25 protein-coding genes are annotated in these 19547 nt (G+C 41.8%); 8 read left to right on the forward strand and 17 right to left on the reverse strand.

Features of this window, described 5'->3' with window-relative positions:
* Positions 1-289 precede the first annotated feature (289 nt).
* The 4 genes from xerD to spoIIM form a co-directional block, all read right to left on the reverse strand.
* Positions 290-1183: a site-specific tyrosine recombinase XerD gene (gene xerD / locus ABC374_RS15590; RefSeq protein WP_413018780.1), complete on the reverse strand. Its 894-nt coding sequence runs from the start codon at positions 1181-1183 to the stop codon at positions 290-292.
* A 5-nt stretch (positions 1184-1188) separates the two neighbouring features.
* Positions 1189-1416 carry a YqzK family protein gene (locus ABC374_RS15595; protein WP_101223458.1) on the reverse strand — a complete coding sequence of 76 codons (228 nt, stop codon included), beginning with the start codon at positions 1414-1416 and terminating at the stop codon, positions 1189-1191.
* A 152-nt stretch (positions 1417-1568) separates the two neighbouring features.
* Positions 1569-2027, reverse strand: a complete 459-nt coding sequence (fur, locus tag ABC374_RS15600) for a ferric iron uptake transcriptional regulator (RefSeq protein WP_413020379.1) — start codon at positions 2025-2027, stop codon at positions 1569-1571.
* 119 nt (positions 2028-2146) lie between these two features.
* On the reverse strand, positions 2147-2794 hold the full coding sequence (spoIIM, locus tag ABC374_RS15605; RefSeq protein ID WP_241592299.1) for a stage II sporulation protein M: 648 nt from the start codon (positions 2792-2794) through the stop codon (positions 2147-2149).
* A gap of 138 nt (positions 2795-2932) precedes the next feature.
* On the opposite strand from spoIIM, the gene ABC374_RS15610 reads away from it, so the two are divergent.
* Positions 2933-3496 (forward strand): GNAT family N-acetyltransferase, encoded by a 564-nt coding sequence (locus ABC374_RS15610; RefSeq protein ID WP_413018783.1) that lies wholly within the window; start codon positions 2933-2935, stop codon positions 3494-3496.
* Positions 3497-3534: 38 nt separating this feature from the next.
* Here ABC374_RS15610 and ABC374_RS15615 read toward each other — a convergent pair whose 3' ends face one another.
* Together ABC374_RS15615 and ABC374_RS15620 are read right to left on the reverse strand one after the other, a co-directional pair.
* Positions 3535-4716: an endonuclease Q family protein gene (locus ABC374_RS15615; protein ID WP_413018785.1), complete on the reverse strand. Its 1182-nt coding sequence runs from the start codon at positions 4714-4716 to the stop codon at positions 3535-3537.
* Positions 4717-5268, reverse strand: coding sequence for an NUDIX hydrolase (locus tag ABC374_RS15620; protein ID WP_413018787.1), 552 nt, complete (start codon positions 5266-5268; stop codon positions 4717-4719).
* A gap of 75 nt (positions 5269-5343) precedes the next feature.
* Between ABC374_RS15620 and mciZ the strand changes: the two genes are divergently transcribed.
* From mciZ to ABC374_RS15635, 3 genes are all read left to right on the forward strand, one after another.
* Positions 5344-5505, forward strand: coding sequence for a Z-ring formation inhibitor MciZ (gene mciZ / locus ABC374_RS15625; protein ID WP_207439406.1), 162 nt, complete (start codon positions 5344-5346; stop codon positions 5503-5505).
* Positions 5506-5561: 56 nt separating this feature from the next.
* Complete coding sequence (locus tag ABC374_RS15630) at positions 5562-6470, forward strand: aldo/keto reductase (protein ID WP_413018790.1); 909 nt, start codon at positions 5562-5564, stop codon at positions 6468-6470.
* A gap of 262 nt (positions 6471-6732) precedes the next feature.
* Positions 6733-7158: an Ohr family peroxiredoxin gene (locus ABC374_RS15635; RefSeq protein ID WP_098373678.1), complete on the forward strand. Its 426-nt coding sequence runs from the start codon at positions 6733-6735 to the stop codon at positions 7156-7158.
* 44 nt (positions 7159-7202) lie between these two features.
* On the opposite strand, the gene ABC374_RS15640 is transcribed toward ABC374_RS15635, so the two are convergent.
* Positions 7203-7640, reverse strand: a complete 438-nt coding sequence (locus tag ABC374_RS15640) for a MarR family winged helix-turn-helix transcriptional regulator (protein ID WP_350302908.1) — start codon at positions 7638-7640, stop codon at positions 7203-7205.
* 163 nt (positions 7641-7803) lie between these two features.
* Positions 7804-8064 carry a YqkE family protein gene (locus ABC374_RS15645; protein WP_413018792.1) on the reverse strand — a complete coding sequence of 87 codons (261 nt, stop codon included), beginning with the start codon at positions 8062-8064 and terminating at the stop codon, positions 7804-7806.
* Positions 8065-8194: 130 nt separating this feature from the next.
* Here ABC374_RS15645 and ABC374_RS15650 point away from each other — a divergent pair, with 130 nt between their 5' ends.
* Entirely contained in the window at positions 8195-9094 is a 900-nt protein-coding gene (locus ABC374_RS15650) for an alpha/beta hydrolase (protein ID WP_350299410.1), read from the forward strand.
* Positions 9095-9136: 42 nt separating this feature from the next.
* Here ABC374_RS15650 and ABC374_RS15655 read toward each other — a convergent pair whose 3' ends face one another.
* From ABC374_RS15655 to ABC374_RS15665, 3 genes are all read right to left on the reverse strand, one after another.
* The gene (locus ABC374_RS15655) at positions 9137-9460 is read right to left on the reverse strand and encodes an iron-sulfur cluster biosynthesis family protein (RefSeq protein ID WP_350299411.1); all 324 of its coding nucleotides are present in this window, start codon (positions 9458-9460) and stop codon (positions 9137-9139) included.
* 216 nt (positions 9461-9676) lie between these two features.
* Positions 9677-10009, reverse strand: a complete 333-nt coding sequence (locus ABC374_RS15660) for a YolD-like family protein (RefSeq protein ID WP_101222486.1) — start codon at positions 10007-10009, stop codon at positions 9677-9679.
* A 26-nt stretch (positions 10010-10035) separates the two neighbouring features.
* Positions 10036-11292, reverse strand: coding sequence for a Y-family DNA polymerase (locus tag ABC374_RS15665; RefSeq protein ID WP_413018795.1), 1257 nt, complete (start codon positions 11290-11292; stop codon positions 10036-10038).
* 416 nt (positions 11293-11708) lie between these two features.
* On the opposite strand from ABC374_RS15665, the gene ABC374_RS15670 reads away from it, so the two are divergent.
* Positions 11709-12368, forward strand: coding sequence for a C40 family peptidase (locus ABC374_RS15670; protein ID WP_350299413.1), 660 nt, complete (start codon positions 11709-11711; stop codon positions 12366-12368).
* 50 nt (positions 12369-12418) lie between these two features.
* Here ABC374_RS15670 and ABC374_RS15675 read toward each other — a convergent pair whose 3' ends face one another.
* From ABC374_RS15675 to ABC374_RS15685, 3 genes are all read right to left on the reverse strand, one after another.
* Positions 12419-12946, reverse strand: a complete 528-nt coding sequence (locus ABC374_RS15675; protein ID WP_350299414.1) for a DUF3221 domain-containing protein — start codon at positions 12944-12946, stop codon at positions 12419-12421.
* A 148-nt stretch (positions 12947-13094) separates the two neighbouring features.
* Positions 13095-13886, reverse strand: a complete 792-nt coding sequence (locus ABC374_RS15680) for an SDR family NAD(P)-dependent oxidoreductase (RefSeq protein WP_413018798.1) — start codon at positions 13884-13886, stop codon at positions 13095-13097.
* 23 nt (positions 13887-13909) lie between these two features.
* A complete protein-coding gene (locus ABC374_RS15685) occupies positions 13910-14878 on the reverse strand; it encodes an MBL fold metallo-hydrolase (protein ID WP_350299416.1) in 969 nt (322 codons plus the stop codon).
* Positions 14879-15391: 513 nt separating this feature from the next.
* On the opposite strand from ABC374_RS15685, the gene proC reads away from it, so the two are divergent.
* Positions 15392-16237, forward strand: a complete 846-nt coding sequence (proC, locus tag ABC374_RS15690; protein WP_133347699.1) for a pyrroline-5-carboxylate reductase — start codon at positions 15392-15394, stop codon at positions 16235-16237.
* 74 nt (positions 16238-16311) lie between these two features.
* Here the strand turns inward: proC and ABC374_RS15695 are convergent, their stop codons facing one another.
* Positions 16312-16743, reverse strand: coding sequence for a VOC family protein (locus ABC374_RS15695; RefSeq protein ID WP_413018801.1), 432 nt, complete (start codon positions 16741-16743; stop codon positions 16312-16314).
* A gap of 287 nt (positions 16744-17030) precedes the next feature.
* Between ABC374_RS15695 and ABC374_RS15700 the strand changes: the two genes are divergently transcribed.
* Positions 17031-17582 (forward strand): MerR family transcriptional regulator, encoded by a 552-nt coding sequence (locus ABC374_RS15700; protein ID WP_350299418.1) that lies wholly within the window; start codon positions 17031-17033, stop codon positions 17580-17582.
* 153 nt (positions 17583-17735) lie between these two features.
* Here ABC374_RS15700 and ABC374_RS15705 read toward each other — a convergent pair whose 3' ends face one another.
* Together ABC374_RS15705 and ABC374_RS15710 are read right to left on the reverse strand one after the other, a co-directional pair.
* Complete coding sequence (locus ABC374_RS15705) at positions 17736-18530, reverse strand: ABC transporter ATP-binding protein (RefSeq protein WP_413018803.1); 795 nt, start codon at positions 18528-18530, stop codon at positions 17736-17738.
* Positions 18505-19536: an ABC transporter permease gene (locus ABC374_RS15710; RefSeq protein WP_350299419.1), complete on the reverse strand. Its 1032-nt coding sequence runs from the start codon at positions 19534-19536 to the stop codon at positions 18505-18507. Before ABC374_RS15710 ends, ABC374_RS15705 begins: the two co-directional genes overlap by 26 nt.
* Positions 19537-19547 lie beyond the last annotated feature (11 nt).

Here is a 19547-nt window from a genome sequence, read left to right on the forward strand (position 1 = left end):
TAAAATAGTAAATCACTTTTTATACTCTCTATAATACCCTTATTCTGCTCAGTTACTCTTCATTTTAAATGAAACCGCGAGAACGTCAGAAGTCTGACCTCTCTACATTGTAAACGATTACCATGATGGAGACAAATAATATATTTCGGAATAAAACAAAGTTCCACTAGAGCGTGTTTTAGAATCATCAGCAGCCCTTTACCAGTCAAGTCCACACTGAAATAAAAAGGCTGCTCCTTCAACCGCTTCGCAGTTAAATTCACAACCTTTCTATCATTCTACTATTCTTTTAAGCTCGCGGATGGAATTTTGAATATACATCCTTGATCCGTACGTTCGTAATATGTGTATAAATTTGAGTTGTCGAAATATCCGCATGACCAAGCATTTCTTGGACGGCACGTAAATCAGCCCCGTTCATCAATAGATGTGTCGCGAAAGAATGTCTTAGTGTATGCGGTGTAATTTCTTTTTCAATTTGTGCCGATTTTACAAGTTTTTTTAGAATCTTCCAAAATCCCTGCCTTGTCAGCCTGTTTCCATGATGATTCAGAAAAAGTGAATCTGTCCTGTGCTTGGGGCTGGCCATTTTCCCCCGGGAACTTTCCATATAATGCTCAATCGCACCCAATGCAGTTTGGCCAATCGGAATGATCCTCTCTTTATTTCCTTTCCCTACACAACGGACAAAGCCCATCGATGCATGGACATCACTCACATCCATGGATATCAACTCACTGACACGCATACCCGTCGCATACATCAATTCTAGCATCGCCTTATCGCGTAAACCGAATTCATCCATTTTCTTTGGGGCTTCCAATAGTGCTTCAACCTCTTCCATGCTTAATACCTTCGGAAGACTTCGTTCCGGTTTTGGCGTTTCTATATGTATGGACGGATCCTGATCGGTTACTTTTTCCCTTAGAAGAAATTGATGAAAAGACCGAATGGAGGCTATATGACGCGCCACCGTCTTCGATGATTTCCCTTGATCCTTCAAATGCACGAGAAAGTGCAGGATGTTGACCCGCCGTGAATCATTCCAATCTTTGATGGCTTCAGCCTCTTTCAGAAAGCTCCAATATGATCTTAAGTCACGCTCATAGGAAACGAGCGTATTCTTGGCAAGCCCTTTTTCAATGGTTAAAAAATGAATGAAATCCCTAATTTGATTCTCCATATTCATTACTCCCCGTTTAAATAAAACAACATTAAGCGTTCAAGCCATGCATCATCACCCGTATCCACTGCCTTCGATACTTTTACAGCCATGCCTTTCGGTTCATCATAACGATGATAATCTTGATATTCCTGATTTAACCATACCATTCCTATATAAAAAAGAACAGTGAAGCTAACAAAGAGAATCATCACTTTAGCCGTATGCAAAACAAGCGATAATGATGTTTTCATCATCTTTCCCCTCCCATTCGATCCTTTGTATCAATCTATGCCCAACAGGACAAGTTTTATACGTGTTTCGGAATGGAGAAAAAACAAAAACTGAGAAAATAGGCTTTTAAAAATGCAGAAAACCTTCTCCAATAAATGGAAAAGGTCCGACTTCATTCACCTTTATTTTCTTCTTTGTCATGACATCGATGACAAATGCCATGAAAGGTTAATCTATGGTTTTTTATCTTGAAGTTCCAGTCGCGTTCCACAATGTCTTCTACGTCTTCAAGTAGGTCTTCCTGAATCTCATCTACCGCACCACATTCCACACAAACAAGATGATGATGGAAATGCGCAGCTCCTTCTTGTCTTAAATCATAACGGGAAACCCCGTCTCCAAAGTTAATTTTATCTACTATCTTCAATTCAGTCAGCAACTCTAGCGTACGGTAAACTGTTGCCAATCCAATTTCCGGCGACTTTTCTTTGACAAGGAGGTAAACGTCTTCTGCGCTTAAATGATCCTCTTCATGCTCAAGTAAAACGCGGACGGTCGCTTCTCGCTGAGGCGTTAATTTGTAGCTGGACGAGTGTAACTGCTTTTTTATCCTATCAATTCTGTTTTCTATTTCCATACCTAATATTCCCTCCCGCGCCGCTATCCTATCCATTATATCAAAAGAGGGAAAACTGTCAAAATAGATTTCTTGTTAATGATAAAAAAATTTGCGGGAACGGCAAATTTCAATCAATGACCCAATAAACTTACGACATTTTTCATTAAAGAAGGGGATAGGTACGCTTCAAATGCAGCAGCTGTAATCAAAAATAATCCCGACAAAATCAATGAGAAAATATACCGTGAAATTATCGGCTTCAGCGGTTCACGAACCTGCTTTAGGAAAATCCGGCTGATCATCTTCATTGATAGCGAGACGGCAAGAACGGTTATCACGATGAATATCGGGACGATGAATATATTTTGGGGCAAAATAGCGACAAACGATAATAAAAAACCGCTCCATCCCATTTGATTGACTAAAAAGCCGACTGTGAATCCAACAACCATCCCTTTTATAAATAACAAAACCAGGATGACTGGCAAACCGATGACCGATATTCCGAGAATCCAGATGACCCCGATATATTTTATATTATGCATAATACTTTGGCTGAACATATCATGCGAAGAGGCAAATTCACCTTTGGATACTTGTCCGAAAAATTGCGATAAATAATAGAACAAGTCTTCCTTTTGGGTAAAGCTCAAACTATTCACCAATATTGCCCCGAAAATGACACCCATCAAAAAAAGCACAGTGATAAAGACATATAATGAGGAATGTTCGTTAATATGTTTCATTACGGCATTTTGTACGACAGATTTTTTTTTCATCTTTCATCCTCCCAACTCCGCTTACTAGAATCTATGTTTACACTCTCTCATTTATGCTAAGAAAACTTTCTCCATCACCGAACACCATGAGCTCAATCCGTGTTATAATTTTCCATATTAACGATATGGAGGCAGGATATGAAAGCTATATTAATGGATTTTCCCGAAAAAATTGAAACCCCACGATTATATCTAAGGCCCTGTCAGCCTGGCGATGGCCTGGACGTTCACGAGGCCATTGTCCATTCCAAACCTGAATTGAAACAATGGCTGCCGTTTGCCCATCAAGATGTTTCTTTGGAAACTTCTGAACAGAATGTCCTTAAGTCCTTTTCCGATTTCATTTTAAAAGAGGATATCAGACTCCATGTTTATAGGAAAGAAGACGATCAATTCATCGGCTCCACCGGTCTGCACCGAATTAACTGGGATATCCCTAAATTCGAAATTGGCTATTGGATTGATACGAGATACAGTAAACAAGGCTACATAACGGAGGCGGTAGAAAAGTTAACCAAATTCGCCTTTTACCATTATGGCGCAAAGCGGGTCGAGATCCGCTGTGATCCTAATAATATCGCCAGCAAACGGATTCCCGAAAAGCTGGGGTATACCCTTGAAGGAATTTTGCGTAATGACTGCCTTAGTGCAGATGGCAAGGAAGTGCGGGACACCTCCATTTATGCAAAAACAACAAACTAAAAAATCCCTGACAGATCTCCATCTGTCAGGGATTTTTTTCAGGTTAATTCCTTTTTGACCTTTCCGTACTTTCCTCCGCCCCCCACTTCAAAAGATAGCGTCCCTTTTCTGGCAGAATCGATGTAGCCCGCCAATTTTTCAGGGACGATTTCCCTGAGCTGGCCAAGCGTAACTTCATGTAGGATATTCATCTCTGTTCCAAATGCCACCAGCAGTTTTTCCATGGATTTAGGACCGAGTCCCGGGATGAAATCAAGTGGGACTTGATGGATATACGGCGGCCTTTCCCTACCATTTCTTCCGTCCATCCCGGAAATGGAGAGCTCTTCAATCCTGGACGATACCCCTTTTATAATGGATTTATTACCGCATTCGGGACATTGTTCACTATCCCTTAATACCTGGTGTAAACACCCCGAACATACAGTTTGGTGATACTTTCCCAATAAGGGGTTCAATCCATAATTAACGGTCACCTTACGATTCCCTTTTTCTTTAAGAGCTTTTGCCAACTCATTGAAACTTGGTTCTTTGAGCAGGACTTTTTGATATTCACGAGCGATTTTCCCAACCGAATGCGCATCGGAATTTGTTACGAATACATAGGAGTCCAACTCCTCGATATCCTTGACCATATCTGTATCAGAACTTAAACCAAGTTCGATGGCATCAATTAGCTTCGGATCGAATACTTCTGTCAGACTGGATCGCACCCCTTTTCCATATAAGCTTTTAAATGGGGTGAAAACATGTGCCGGGATAAACAGGCCGCCCAGTGATTTCACGATCTTTTGCAGCGTTCTTCCATCACAATAAATCCTTTGGGAGCTCAAGGTAATATTTTTAACATGTCCGCTCATCCATGAGGAGAATTCCTTCATCGCTTTTATAGTGGGAAAATAAGCGAGGACATGGATCGGTCCATTACAATTCTGATCATAAATTTCAATCTCCGAGCCTGGAATGATGGTTGTATTCTTGTATTGAAGTCCGCCTTCAATCTTCTCCGTGATTTCGCCGTCCAGCATCCCCGCTTCGATTTCTTCGATAATTTCAGGAGAATGGCAATCGATTATCCCGATTAGATCAAGGCCCTTCCTTTCACTTGCCACTTGCAGCACATTGCTGAAGGTTAACGTTTTAGCACCTGTTATTTTCACGGCCCTTCCGCTTCTCGTTCTGCCTATATGGATATGCAGGTCAGCGTAAAACTCTTTCATTTACGATTTCATCGCCTTTTTCAACTGCAGATACTGAACTGCATATGCCGTTTTGGCATCTTTGATCTTCCCTTCATCCATATAAGTTTGAGCTTCCTCCAGCGTGAGTTCAATCATCTCGACGAATTCATCTTCATCCAGCGAGGCCGCATTTTCTTTCTTTTTCAAATTGTGGGCCACATACAGGTGGACCAATTCATCGGCGAAACCTGGGGATGTATAGAAGGATATGATGTGCTCCATTTTTTCACATTCATAACCTGTCTCCTCTTCCAGCTCCCGTTTAGCCGAAAGAACCGGTTCTTCGCCTTTTTCCAGCTTTCCTGCAGGAATTTCCACCAAGCTTCTCTCCAGCGCTTTACGGTACTGTTCAACCATGATGATTTTATTTTCTGCCGTGAGAGCTATGATGGCAACCGCTCCCGGATGCTTGATTATTTCACGTTTACCCGTTTTCCCATCTGGAAGCTCTACATCATCCACTTGCAGGCTGATTACCTTTCCTGTGAAGATTTTTTCCGAAGACAGCGTTTTTTCTTCAAATTTTTTCATCCTGACCACTCCTCTGTTCTAATTGCAGCATGATTTCTCATACATTTTACCATAATAGAGATGGAGGGCGATTTAATGAAAGTTTACGTACTGGAAAAAAGCGTTACTTTATCCGGAAAGAGTTGGGAAATCCTTCAAAAACTAAAACAATTGCAAAATCAATATGTCTATATCAATGATTGGATAGCCGACATACACGATCAGGTGCCGTCCACTCCTTTAAAACGGATCAAGTGAATTCTTTGAGTGAAATGGATTTCTCCTTTACAATGAATGTAAAGGGAGTGGATAACATGAAAAAACGCAGACTAGGAAATTCAGACTTGCTAGTTTCTGAAATCGGGCTCGGGTGCATGTCATTGGGGACTGTTGAAAATCAGGCATCCGAAATCATACAGGCCGCTTTAGATGAAGGAATCAATTATTTTGATACTGCTGACTTATATGATTTCGGCATGAATGAAGAAATCGTCGGAAAGAATTTAAAATCGGTCCGCGATAAGGTATACATAGCCACCAAGGTCGGAAACCGCTGGAATGAAAATAAAGATTCCTGGAGCTGGGATCCATCTCGCGCTCATATTAAAACGGCAGTAAAAGATAGCTTAAAGCGATTGGGGACTGATTATATTGATCTTTATCAGTTACATGGCGGCACCATTTCAGACAATATCGAAGAAACGGTAGAAGCATTTGAAGATTTGAAAAAAGAAGGCTATATCCGATATTATGGAATTTCCTCGATTCGTCCGAATGTAATCAAGGAATTCACTGAAAAGTCTGAGCTTGATTCCGTGATGATGCAGTTTAATCTACTCGACCGTTGCCCAGAAGAGTGGATGTCCCTTTTGGCCAACAAACAGATCAGCATTATCGCCCGTGGCCCGCTTGCCAAAGGGCTGCTCAGTGAAAAAATGCTTGAAAAGGCAAATGAGGATGGATACCTTGACTATGGCTATCACGAACTTAAAAATTTGCTTCCGCAAATAAAGGACAAACTTTCCGATAGGAATTTGAATGAAACGGCACTTCAATATGTATTGTCCCATCCAAGCGTCGCTACCGTTATTCCAGGAGCAAGCTCAGTACAGCAGCTTCGTGAGAACTGCCAGGCCGCTAACAGTCCTTCACTGTCCAAAACCGAGTTGGATATCTTAAAGCAGTTGACCAAAGCGAACAAATATGAAAGTCACCGGGATTAAAAAGAATAGAACTAAACTAAATGTTTCAAATAAATTAGCTGCACTATTTCCGTTTAACCAACGGGATAGGCAGCCTTTTTCCGTTCCAACGTTTTTTTCGCCATACTGCTTCTGTACGACCTTCAAGTTTCCCATCATTTTAATCCCTTTCCAAACCAATTTTATTTCATACCAATTGAAATTTTTCATTGGACAACACAAACTAAGTGTTATACAATTCAATTGTGCGCAATTAAAATAAGAAGGTAAGGGAGAAAAAATGATGACAAAAACATTATTTACAACGTCTGTAACAGTTGATGGCGGAAGAGAAGGAACGGCTATTTCTGCTGACGGCAACTTCACGGTTGATATTGCGATGCCTGGAACACCAAGGGCTAAACAGATGCCTGAAGCATCTAATCCGGAACAGCTTTTTGCAGCTGGATATGCTGCATGTTTTGATAGTGCTTTGCAATCAGTTGGTAAAATTGAGCGCGTTTCCTTCGATTCCAAAGTCACCGCAAGCGTCAGCCTATTGATGGGTGAGATGCATCAGTACAGCTTGGCTGTAACTTTGGCTGTGAAGGGATCCGGGGTCGATAAGGAGACATTCAAAACCCTTGTTCATAAAGCACATCAAATGTGTCCTTATTCAAAAGCAATCAACGGCAATGTGGACGTCGCCTTTGAAATAGATGTAGATTAAATCCGACAAAAAGACGCTTGGGGAACCCCAAGCGTTTTTCTTTGCTAAAATTGCTGTAAAGTTTTCAGTAGTTGGATCAGGGAAACTTTTAAATCCTCAACCACCTTCTTATCATCACCCGACATAGCCGAAATGCGATCGGGAATGAAGCAGGCCTCTTCCTGTAAACCAAGTCCCTTTTCCGTCAACTTAATCATGACAGACCGTTCATCTTCAGTCGAACGTTCACGGACAATCAAGCCATTCTGCTCCATTCGTTTCAACATGGGGGTAAGCGTTCCTGAGTCGAGGGCAAGGAGCTCCCCTAGTTTTTTTACTGTAAGTGTATCCTGTTCCCATAATAGAAGAAGGACCAGATATTGAGGATATGTCACTTCGAGTTTATCAAGCAGCGGTTTATATTTCTTCGTCATTTCCCTTGAACTTGCATAAAGCAGGAAACATAATTGGTCTTCCAGCACTTTTTCTATTTTACTTTGCATCATATCACCAGCTAATAGTAGTCCATCCGATATGAAATCATATCGAACTTATCTTTAATATAATCGTTATACTTTATAAAATAAAGAAGTATCATCAAGGAATGGTTTTCCTGAACAGAAAAAGGGAGCCAGCCCACTTAAAACTTAAACTGCTCCCTGTCCTTCATTTATAGTTCTTCCAGTTCAGATTGCTTTCACCCAATAGTTCTTCAAATGATTTATTCTTCTCCCGCCGCTTTCTTTCTTCGCGTTTCTTTTCTTCTTCCGCTGCCCTTTTTTCTTGTTCAGCCTCATTAAGTTCCTTTTGCTTTTGACGAAGCTGGGACATGATATCTTGATTGATCATATCACCAAGTTTCAATGAAGATGAATCTTTATCTTGGTTTTTGCTTTGATTTTGATGTCGCGGCTGTTTCTTTTTCATCCTTAAAACCTCCTGGCCATTTATGAAATTATTATATCACGACTGCCGTTTTCCTCGTCATGGTTTTCAAACAGTGTTTTCCCATTTCCCACATGGTAAAATAAAGAAAATTAATCGAGGAGGACCTTTCATGAAAAAATGGTGGTTTACACTCGCCGGAATCCTATCGTATATCATCGGCGTCGGCATTTATTTTTCCAATCGGATCATGTACATGAAAAAGAAGGAAGATGATTTTATCCAGAATCGTGAAATCATGGCTAAACGCCTGATCACGGAGGATTTTGATAATCTGCCTAAAACGGAAATTTGGGTATCGTCACCATCCGGATATTCCTTGAAATGCTTGTTTATCGAACCGCATGACACCAATAAGTGGGTGATCATTTCTCATGGTGTGACGGAAAACAAAGTCAATTCGATCAAGTACATGAATATTTTTCTTAAGCGGGGCTTCAATGCGATCATTTATGACCACCGCCGGCATGGGGATTCCGGTGGCAAGACGAGCAGTTACGGACATTATGAAAAATTCGACCTGAAGGCCGTAATCGATGAATTGAAAAGACGTAAAGGTCCCGACCTTCATATTGGCATTCATGGTGAATCCATGGGGGCCGTAACCCTGCTTTTATATGCCGGAATGCTTGAAGATGGTGCTGATTTTTACATTGCCGACTGTCCATTTTCAAATTTCGAGGATCAAATCAAACACCAGCTCAAGCATGAAGTCCCATTTCCTTCCTGGACCGTGTTTCCGCTTGGGCGTACGTTCATCAAACTCCGTGACGGATATTGGACCAATGAAGTGTCCCCAATCGATTATATAAAAAATATCCGAAACCCGGTGCTCTTCATCCATAGTGAAAATGACAGTTTCATTCCCGCTTCCATGACAGCGGAATTATATGCAGCAAAAGAGGGCCCAAAGCAGCTTTACATCGCTAAAAAAGGGGCCCACGCTCAATCTTATAATGAAAATCCAAAAGAATATGAAGATCAAATCGATCAGTTTCTAAAACTTGTCTGAGAAGAAAAAAGAGGGTATCCAAGATCCCCTCTTTGCTTTTAATCAGATTTTATTAAAAAAGCTCATCCTCGGATTCAAGATTTGATTCGGACTTTTTAATTGAAAGCTGTTCGCTTCCGGAACAAAGTCTATTTTCATGACTTCATCAAGAAAAATCATTTTTGATTTCTCCACATATAGCGGAATCCCGTTTGTTTCCACTTTTTCGGTACCTTCTTCAGGTTCGTTGACCCACCATAGCGCGGTCACACCGCTTACCACGCAGCCACAGCCATCAGTATCATATTTCAACTGTAAATATCCTTCTTGTCCCTGTACCTTATCGGCCATTTTCTCAGCCGCTGTTTCCGTCCATTCAATATACATGATTGCACGCCTCCCGATGTCTTTCCTTTCCCCCATTATAAACGATAAAAACGCTTCTGTTAAAGAAACTGCCTTCCTTTGCAAGCGTCAGCCGACACGAAAGTCACTTTCTTCATTGACCGTGCTAACAAATGCCGATTCTCTTACGCTCCCGTGATCCCTTTCATCACGATGCCGTTTTGAAAGGCTGTCCCTTGGGAACAGCCCTTCCGCTCATCATTCCATTATTCTTACATCCGCTATATCGGAAAGCCTGATATAGTGAGCCTGCTGAAACCGATCGACGATATGAAGCTTTTGGGTGAGCTCATTATAATAATGGATCCTGCCGATTAACAGCTGATACCGGTTTCCTTCATAATGAGCAATCGTGACATCCTTTCTTTCCTCCATCGCTTCCCCCATTACCGCATTCATTTCTTCCAGTTGCTGCTCATCCAGGATGCGCTTCGTTTCATAGCCATCCTCCACCACCCAATCCCGAAGCATCTTCACATGCTCCGGCAACATCATCGATGTCCATTTGATACGGCCGCGATCACGTATCATTCTTTTCCCTCCCTTCAAAGCCACCCTTACGCCTTATGCCCACCAAGCAGCTTGCTTCGGTAAACGGCTGTACCCGCTTCTGTATACGAAACGGCACGCAATAACGATTTGGCTCCATATTTATGGCGGATTCGATCAACCGTGTAACTCAATTCCCGCTTCTTCCAGCGCGAAGCATCAAATAAAGTCAGCTGCATTTCGTTGTCATCCACAATATTCGAGAGCCTGACCTCTATGCTCCGAACCGTTTTTTGCTTATAGTTTTCATAAAAAAGCTCCAGGCACACTTTATATAACTCCATCGTAATGTTGGTCGGTTCGCTAATTGAACGCGAACGATGGAAACCTCCGCCGAACTCATCCTTGCTGTAACCAATGCTGAGGCTCACCGTCCTTCCTGCCTTGCGATGGGTGCGTGCCCTTCTTCCAACTTCTTCGCAAATTTCCAGCATGACCTGCTTTACCTCATGCTCCTCCTTATAATCCCGCAGCAGGATTTGACTTTTGCCGAAGCTGACCTGCCCTTCGATGATCGCTGCCCCCATATCAGATAAATCTATTCCCCACGCATGGTGGTAAAGCTGATTGCCCATAATTCCAAACTTTGCTTCAAGTAATTCAAGATCATAATTGGCAAGCTGCCCAACCGTAAATATTCCCATTCCATGAAGGGTTTCTTCTACACGCCTGCCGATCCCCCACATTTCACGAAGCGGTGAAATCGGCCAAAGTTTGCTTGGCACATCCTCATACTTCCATTCTGCAATCCCTTTATGTTTGGCTTCCAAATCAAGGCAAAGTTTTGCCATAAGCATGTTCGGTCCAATTCCAATGGCACAGGGGAGCTGTAATTCCCGTTCGATTTCATCTTTTATCTTTTCAGCTATCATCCGGGCATCTCCCCATAAAGAAGCGGCACCATCGACTTTCACAAAACTTTCGTCCACACTATATACGTGAATCGCTTCTTTGGGCACATAACGGTTGAACAAGCGGGTTATTTCCGTCGAGACCCTTAAATAGGTCGCCATTTTAGGTTCAACGACCACAATCCTTGGATCATTCGGGATCTCAAACATCCGCGAACCTGTCTTGATGCCAAATTCCTTCTTCATCTTTGGAGAAGCCGCAAGCACAATGCTCCCTGTCCTCTTCAAATCACCAACCACCGCCAGATAACAATCAAGCGGGTCCAGACCAAGCATGACCGCTGAACAACTTGCATAAAAACTTTTCATATCGATACACATAATTGATTGTTTCGGCATCGTCCCATAATCCATCGTTTCTTCACCCTAACAAGAATATACGTTCGCTTTTATTATATTCATAACTTTAACCGAATATACGTTCTTATTCAATGGAAGTTTTCATACAAATTTCTACTTTTTATTGTAATTTCCTCGAAAAATATAATAGATACTAAAAATGGGTAAAATGACAAATTTAAACTGCATATCCAAATAGTTTTTTTAAAAAGAATCATTTAGTAGCTTGAATAATTTTTAATGGATCCTTATGCTTAGATTTTTTAATTTTTTCACCCTTATCAACAGACTTTAGTCTATTTAAACTTAAGTCTTATTACTCATTTTTTGTAATGTAAATGTAACCAAAATTATGTCTAATTGTCATAATGGTATTGTAGGATAATATTGTTAACAATACTAGAGAGATAGATAGAGAGGAAATGAAAATTATGAAGAAATGGATCGCTTCAGCTGCTGTTGCATCTGCCATGATGCTAACCCCACTGCAAGCCTTTGCAAATATTGGAGACCAAACCCTCAGACCCGGAATGACACATAGCGATGTCAAACAACTACAACAACTTTTAAAAACCAAAGGTTATTTCACATATTCAGGTTCACTGACTACATATTACGGCACCTATTCTGTATCAGCAGTGAAAAAATTCCAAAAAGCCAAAGGGTTAACTGCCGATGGTATTGCCGGCCGTGGCACATTTAATGCGCTTGGTGTTTATAATGTCAATAATACAAGCTTGATCAGCTATGCAAAAACCTTAATAGGCAAACCCTACAAATGGGGCGGAACAACACCGACTGGATTCGACTGCTCAGGCTTCGTCTATTACGTATTCCAAAAATCACAAGGAATTACCTTACCGCGTACAACATCCTTGCTATATTCCAATACGGGTTTAAAAGTATCTTCACCAGCTAAAGGTGATCTTGTATTCTTTGATACTTCTTCTGGAAGAACAGGAGTATCCCATGTTGGGATCTATATCGGAAATGGTCAATTCATCAGTGCTACGTCTTCTAAAGGAATAACCATCACGGATATGGATAATTCTTATTGGAAACCAAAATATTTAGGTGCGAAAACTTTATAAAATCCCATAAAACAACCGGACAGAATTCATAGTGATTCAGTCCGGTTGTTTTATTTTATATATAATATTTCATCCGTTAAATCCTCTACTGTCACCATGAATGAAGAGTCCAAGTTGGAACGGTTCATCATTTCGATATTATAAACATGCTCTGAGGGTAAATGGACGACTTCGAGAACCATGAATCGCTGACTTTCCGCTTTGCTGACATGATCGAGGGCAGCAGTGACCGCCCTTTGTTCGGCCAAGCTTTTTTCATCCGTCAAAACAAGAATCAGTTCCGCTTCCGCTTTCCCAGGAAATGATTTCTTCACCCCGCCCCGGTGCCATGGTTTCACTTTCATCCCGATTTCCAGGTCGGAATAATCGAGAGCGTTACCATGTTGATCTTGAATGGATGTATCAGTGGTCACCTTATAATACGTCTCTTTAATCAAAATCCTTTTATCGTCAAGATCCGTAATGAAACCTTCTTCCCCCTTATCGATGGCTTCATCCATGTTCCAATCAGGGGATTGACAGCTACCCAGAATAAAGGCAACGAAAATGGATATATAAAGGTTTACAATCCTCTTCATACAAATCCCTCCTACTAGAAATAGACGGATTCCCCATGAAATAGTTACCAATTCATATGAAAACTTCGTTATTTTTCAAAAAAAGGGGAATGTCATCGACATTCCCCTTTAGACCATCTTTCGCCTTGTCCGGCAGCAAAAGTCTAGCTTACTTTTTAAAAAATGCTTTTTTTCCTAATGTTTCGGTGATCTTTGGAAACATGTTATACCATTTCCCAGCTAAATTCATCCAGCCAGGGAGATTGATTTCCCTCTTATTGGTCAGCATCGCCGCTACGATTTTAGCAGCGACATCTTCAGGCTTAAGCATGAATTTTTCAACATTCTTTAAGTATGTACCTGATTCATCCGCAATGTTAAAGAAATTCGTTTCTATGGGGCCAGGATTGACGGTGGTCACAAAAACATGATCTTCCATCAGCTCGAGCCGAAGTGCGTTTGAATAGCCAAGAACCGCGAACTTGGTCGAAGAGTACAATGTTGATTTAGGAGTGGCGATTTTACCGGCCTGTGAAGCGATATTGATGATATGTCCCGATTTTCTCTGCTTCATATACGGAAGAACCAGCTTTGTGCAGGCCATCAATCCAATGACGTTGACAGCAAACATTGCTTTCGTTTCATTTAATTCCGTATCCTGCGCTTCTTTAAACGTGCCGAAACCGGCATTGTTGACCAACACATCCACTTCACCTATTTGCGCATGGATGTCATTAAAAACATTTGTCACCTGATCAGTGTCTGCCACATCAAGCTTATAGGCATATACATCAATCCCATATTGGGTGATCAGTTCATTCCTTAGCTGTAGTAATTTATCCATGCTTCTGGCCAAGAGGACGAGACGGCCCTCCTGCTTTGCACTTTGAATGGCAACTTCCTTGCCAATCCCTCCGGAAGCTCCGGTAATAACAATAACTTTGCCTTGCAACTTATTCAAAAAAGTGAGCCTCCTTGCGAACATTAAGCGATTGAATACAGAATGACCCCAGATTGGATTTCTGTTTCGACTTCACCCAAGTCTTCTAAATAGTCCAGCTGACCGACCGTTTCCGAAAGTGTCAGGCCCACTTCCTGAAGGTATACTTTCGGAAACAGCTGCTGACATACTTCAAAGACCGATAAAGGCTTATCTTGAAGCATGCTTTTCACCTGCATGGCACGGTTATGCTGCCGCTCAAATCTATAGTGAATCAAGTCGGCAACCGCATCTCCATCCACTTCAGATCCATGTCCGGAGTAAACGGTGGATATGGAAAAATCCAATAATTTTTGAAGTGATGCATTATACTGCAGTAACGGACGAGGCCTCATGCCTCCGGGAAGTAAAGGTGGTTCCATTAATGGATTAGGTGAAATCTTGGCAAGCAAATGATCGCCAACGATCATGACCCCGTCACTTTCCCGGTAAAAGGATAAATGGCTTTGCGCATGCCCTGGAGTCTCGATCACTTTCCAGCCTGGAAGACCAGGGAGCTCATCTCCCTCAGCCAAATATCCATGCAGCTTCCGTTCACTAAGGAAACTGATTTCGTCACGGTTATGGATCAGTTTATTTTTCAGCTCTTCTGCCACTCCGAACTTAGTGGCATAATCAAGGAAAAAACGATTATGGGTTTCAAGGAATTCATCACTGATAGTCAGCCAGCGCTGATTGTTTTTGTGTCCATAAACCGGGATCTCTTTTTCAAAAAAATCGAGTGCACCAGCATGATCAGGATGATGATGGGTTAAAATGATTTGTTCGATATCAGTCAGTTTCAGACCCAAATCCCCAAGCCCATTAGTCAGGGCTTCCTTTGATCGTTTTGTTTTCACTCCAGTATCGATTAGCGTTAAAGCATCCCCTTTAACTACATAAACATTCACATCACCCACTGCAAACGGCGTGGGCAAAGAAATTTTTGCAATATCTCCATTCCAATTCGCCATAATCTTTTCCACCTTAGAAAATTATATTTATATAAATCTTTTTATACGCTAAACAGGATTCTTAGTATACTTATCATGTATAATTACCATTTTACATGTATTTTTAATTACTGTCATTATTTTCACATAATTCATGTCTATTTTTTATCGTCCATGCATATATTATCATTGACAGAGTGCCAATATATCCTTCATAATCACAAGTAATTAAAGACGGCATGGCTTTGATTAAGGCCAAGTAAATTATTGATGGCGTAAAGAGAGTGAAGCTCGGAATGTGCTGAAAGGCTTCATCGCCCCCTCATTATTGAACCTACCTTATGAGCCTTCAGGAAAACCTGACGTAATTCCCGCGTTAGAGGATTCAAGTGCAGCTTTTCTGTTTATTTATTATGGGAAGGTTGAACAAAGGTGGTACCACGGAAGCTAGACCTTTCGTCCTTTATTGGATGAGGGGTCTTTTTGTTTTTCAAATACAGGCCGAAAACTTCAAAAGAAAAAGGAGCGGGAACTATGAAAAAAATCGCGTTTATCGGAGCTGGATCGATGGCAGAAGCAATCATTTCGGGGCTGGTGACCCAACAGGTAATTGAGCCAGCAAATATTTTTGTAACAAATAAATCAAATGATGATCGGTTCGATTATTTAAAGAACCAATATGGTGTAACTGCCACAAGATCGCTGCAGCTATTAGTACAGGATGCAAACCTTGTCGTACTGGCGGTGAAACCGAAAGATATTTTAGAAACGATGCAATCAATAAAAGAATATATTCGTGAAGAAATGCTGTTCATTTCCGTTGTTGCCGGGGTTCATACAACAAGCTTGGAAGGTATCGCCAACAAGCGGTTCTCGATCGTCCGTGCAATGCCTAATACATCGGCAGCTGTAGGAAAATCAGCAACGGCCCTTGCGGCTAACTGTCATACGAAAGAAGCACAATTACAAACGGCGATTACCCTTTTTGAAACGGTAGGTACAGTGGCAGTTGTCGACGAAACCCAGCTAGATGCGGTAACAGGCTTATCAGGCAGCGGTCCGGCTTATATTTATTACTTGGTCGAGGCATTGGAAAAATCAGCAGAAAAAATAGGTCTCGATTCCGAAACCGCTAAGCAATTGATTCTCCAGACACTGATGGGTGCAGCCGATATGTTACAGAAATCACCTAAAACGCCTGCTGTACTAAGAAAGGAAGTAACTTCACCAGGCGGAACGACAGAAGCAGGTCTGAAAGCACTTCAGGCTCATCAAGTGGAAGAAGCATTCATTGCCTGTGTACAAGAAGCGACTGAGCAATCGAAGCGAATGGGCAATCAAATAAGTAAAGAACTAGCCAAATATGTAGTTTCGCAGTAAGGTGCATGATGATGATCGGCTGTTGCCAGGCAACAGCCCTTTTTTTCTAAGGGGTAGTCCTTCCGAAGTGTCCGTTACTTTATAATCAGCATATCATTTTCATCAAAACTCCAATCCTTCGAATAGGCAACCTCCCAATAGTAACCATCGGGGTCTGAAAAATATCCGCTGTACCCTCCCCAAAAAACATCCTGAGGTGATTTCTCGATTGTTCCCCCTGCCTTTTCAACTTTGTTGATCATATCATCCACTTCTTCAATTGATTTAGCATTATAAGCAAGCGTAAGACCCGGGAAACCATTTTTCTTAGGCGGTTCTTTCTCATTGATGTCTTTTGCTAGCTCCTCTAAAGGATACAAAGCAAGTTTCGTTCCGGCATTATTAAAAAAAACGATTGCGGGTTCGTCCTCTTTAACCGTTGTATGAAATCCCAACCCGTCCCGGTAAAACCTTAATGATTCAGCAATATCCCTGACACCTAAAGTTATAATGTTGATCCTGTTCATACTAGTCCTCCTTTTTCCATGTTTTAAAGATAAATTCGACATCTGCATCACTTTTCCCTTTTTAGCTTGATTACCATCAGCCACACCATCACAAGTGCTTCTAAAAGTTCCTAACAACGCTACCATTTGCAAAAAACTGTCCACGGGGAATTAATTCCACCTTGGATTGCCCCTCATGCAAATTACGTAGGAATTCCACTTTCTTTGCCGAATGAATACATGTTTTGTCAACAGTAAAGGAATTTCCCCATACTTATCGAATTCAACAACCAAAAGGGGGAATCTCGATGAATACAAGTGCAGTTGCCCGGTTACTGAATGTTTCCCATAGTACGATTCAACGCTGGGTCACCCAATTGAACATGGAAGTAGAACGGAATCAGCTTGGCCACTACCAGTTTTCGGATGAAGACATTGCATTATTGAGAAAAATCCAAGATCAGCTGAACGAGGGCATCATTCTCCAAAAGGTCAGCATCTCAGAGAAGAAGCTTAGAAAAGCAACCATCCAGAAACACTCCGAACCGAATAAAGAACATGATCAACTGCTAGAACGCATCATCCGGCTTGAAAATGGACTGAAAACAAAAGCGGACGATGTTGTATCCTATCAGCTTTTACAGCACAGAAGTGAAATGGAAGAAATGCATAAACTCGTTAAGAGGCTCGAAGCCCGTATCGAAGCGTTAGAAAAACCAATAGGTCAAAACTTTGATTATTTCCTCGCGGCTGAAGAAGCTGCTGCCACTAAAAAGACGAAGAAAAGGCCATTCATAAAAATGATTTTTGGAAACAGAAAGAACGATAGTTCATCATGGAGCACAGCCGACAGCGATTGACATCGATTTTCAAGATGCTCATGAGCACCCACGATAGCCATTTTTCTTAAGCAAAACATTTCTTCAGTAATAGGACCTGACCTTATTAATTACCCCAAAATAAAAAGGCCCTGACCCAAGATTACTCTACCCGGGTCGGGCCTTTTCATCATCTTAAATCAATACTGCACGGTCATTGAGCATTTTTTCGCCTTTGATGCGCTGGAATTCGTTAAGCAGTTTTTCGACGGTTAGCTTCTGCTTTTCAGCGCCTCTGGCTTCAAAAATGATTTGTCCCTTATCCATCATAATCAAGGAATTTCCAAGATCGATTGCCTGCTGCATATTATGAGTCACCATCAACGTCGTTAACTGGTTCTTTTCGACGATTTCCTTCGTAAGGTTTGTAACGAGCTCTGCCCGTGAAGGATCAAGTGCTGCTGTATGTTCATCAAGAAGCAGGATTTTAGGATCGGTGAAGGTCGCCATCAGCAATGATAGTGCCTGGCGCTCCCCTCCTGACAATAATCCCACTTTTGCAGTCATCCGATTTTCCAAGCCTAAATGAAGGGTGCACAAACACTCTTTAAAAAGTTCTTTCCGTTTTTTTGTCACCCCAAAGCCTAAACCTCTTTTATTGGTTCTGCCATAGGCAATTGCCATATTTTCTTCAATCGTCATATGCGGTGCCGTACCCAGCATGGGATCCTGAAAAACGCGGCCAATCATTTTTGCACGGGCATGTTCTTCAATGGCCGATACGTTTTCACCATCAATGATGACTTCACCGGCATCAGGGAGAATCTTACCGGAAATCATATTCATCAACGTCGATTTACCTGCTCCATTACTTCCGATGACTGTTACAAATTCACCTTTTGTCATCTGCAGTTCCAGATTTCCAAGGGCTAGCTTTTCATCTGGTGTTCCCTCATTGAACACTTTATAAATCTGATTTAACCGAAGCATATTCTTCCCTCCCTTTCGGTAAAGTGCCATCATGACGCATCTGTATTTCTTTAAGCCGCCTTTTCTTCCGGGTTTTTTCCTTTTGTTTATCGGAAATTTTTGGAATGACAAGTGCCCCGACCACAATAAGTGCCGTAATTAATTTAACATCTCCCGTTTCAAGGAATTCAACGCGAAGTGCCAAAGTTACGACGATTCGGTAAATGATCGCCCCTCCAATGACCGCCAGCGTAGCACGTGCAATCGTTTTTGCACCAAATAGAGCCTCACCGATTATGACGGATGCCAATCCGATGACAATGATTCCAATCCCCATGCCTATATCGCTAAAACCGTTATATTGGGCAACCAAGGAGCCCGAAAAAGCCACAAATGCATTTCCGATTGCAAGTCCAAGGATCTTCATGTTGCCGGTATGGGCGGAAAAACTCTTGACCATGGCTTCATTATCACCAGTCGCCCGTAAGGCAAGACCAATTTCCGTTTTTAAAAAAGCTGACATTGCCGCCTGGATGACTACAGCCACAATCAGCATAACGATTAATATGGCCCACGTTTTTGGCAGACTGTCACCGAGACCCACGAATGATAAAAGACCATTCAACAAATTGTCCAGCCCGGTGCCAGCCCAGGCATCCTGGATATTCGTGATAATGGTTGTTTGGGAAAGCAACGGAATGTTGGATGCACCCATGATCCGCAAATTGATCGAGTAAAGCGCAATCATCATTAAGATACCTGCCAAGAGAGGATTGATTTTCCCTTTCGTATGCAGGAACCCCGTTATCGTCCCAGCGATGAACCCTGCCACCATGGCACTCAACGTGGCAACGATCGGCGAGTAACCGTTAACGATCATAATCGCGGCAACAGAGGCCCCTGTCACAAAACTGCCTTCCACAGTCATATCCGGGAAGTCGAGAATCCTGAATGTTAAATAGACACCAAGTGCCATGATTGCATAAATCATTCCCGACTCAAAAGAGTTGAATAAGGCTGAGAACATTTTTTTCTTCC

The organism is Peribacillus phoenicis (assembly GCF_047238085.1).
In the GTDB taxonomy this organism is placed as follows: Bacteria; Bacillota; Bacilli; order Bacillales; family DSM-1321; genus Peribacillus.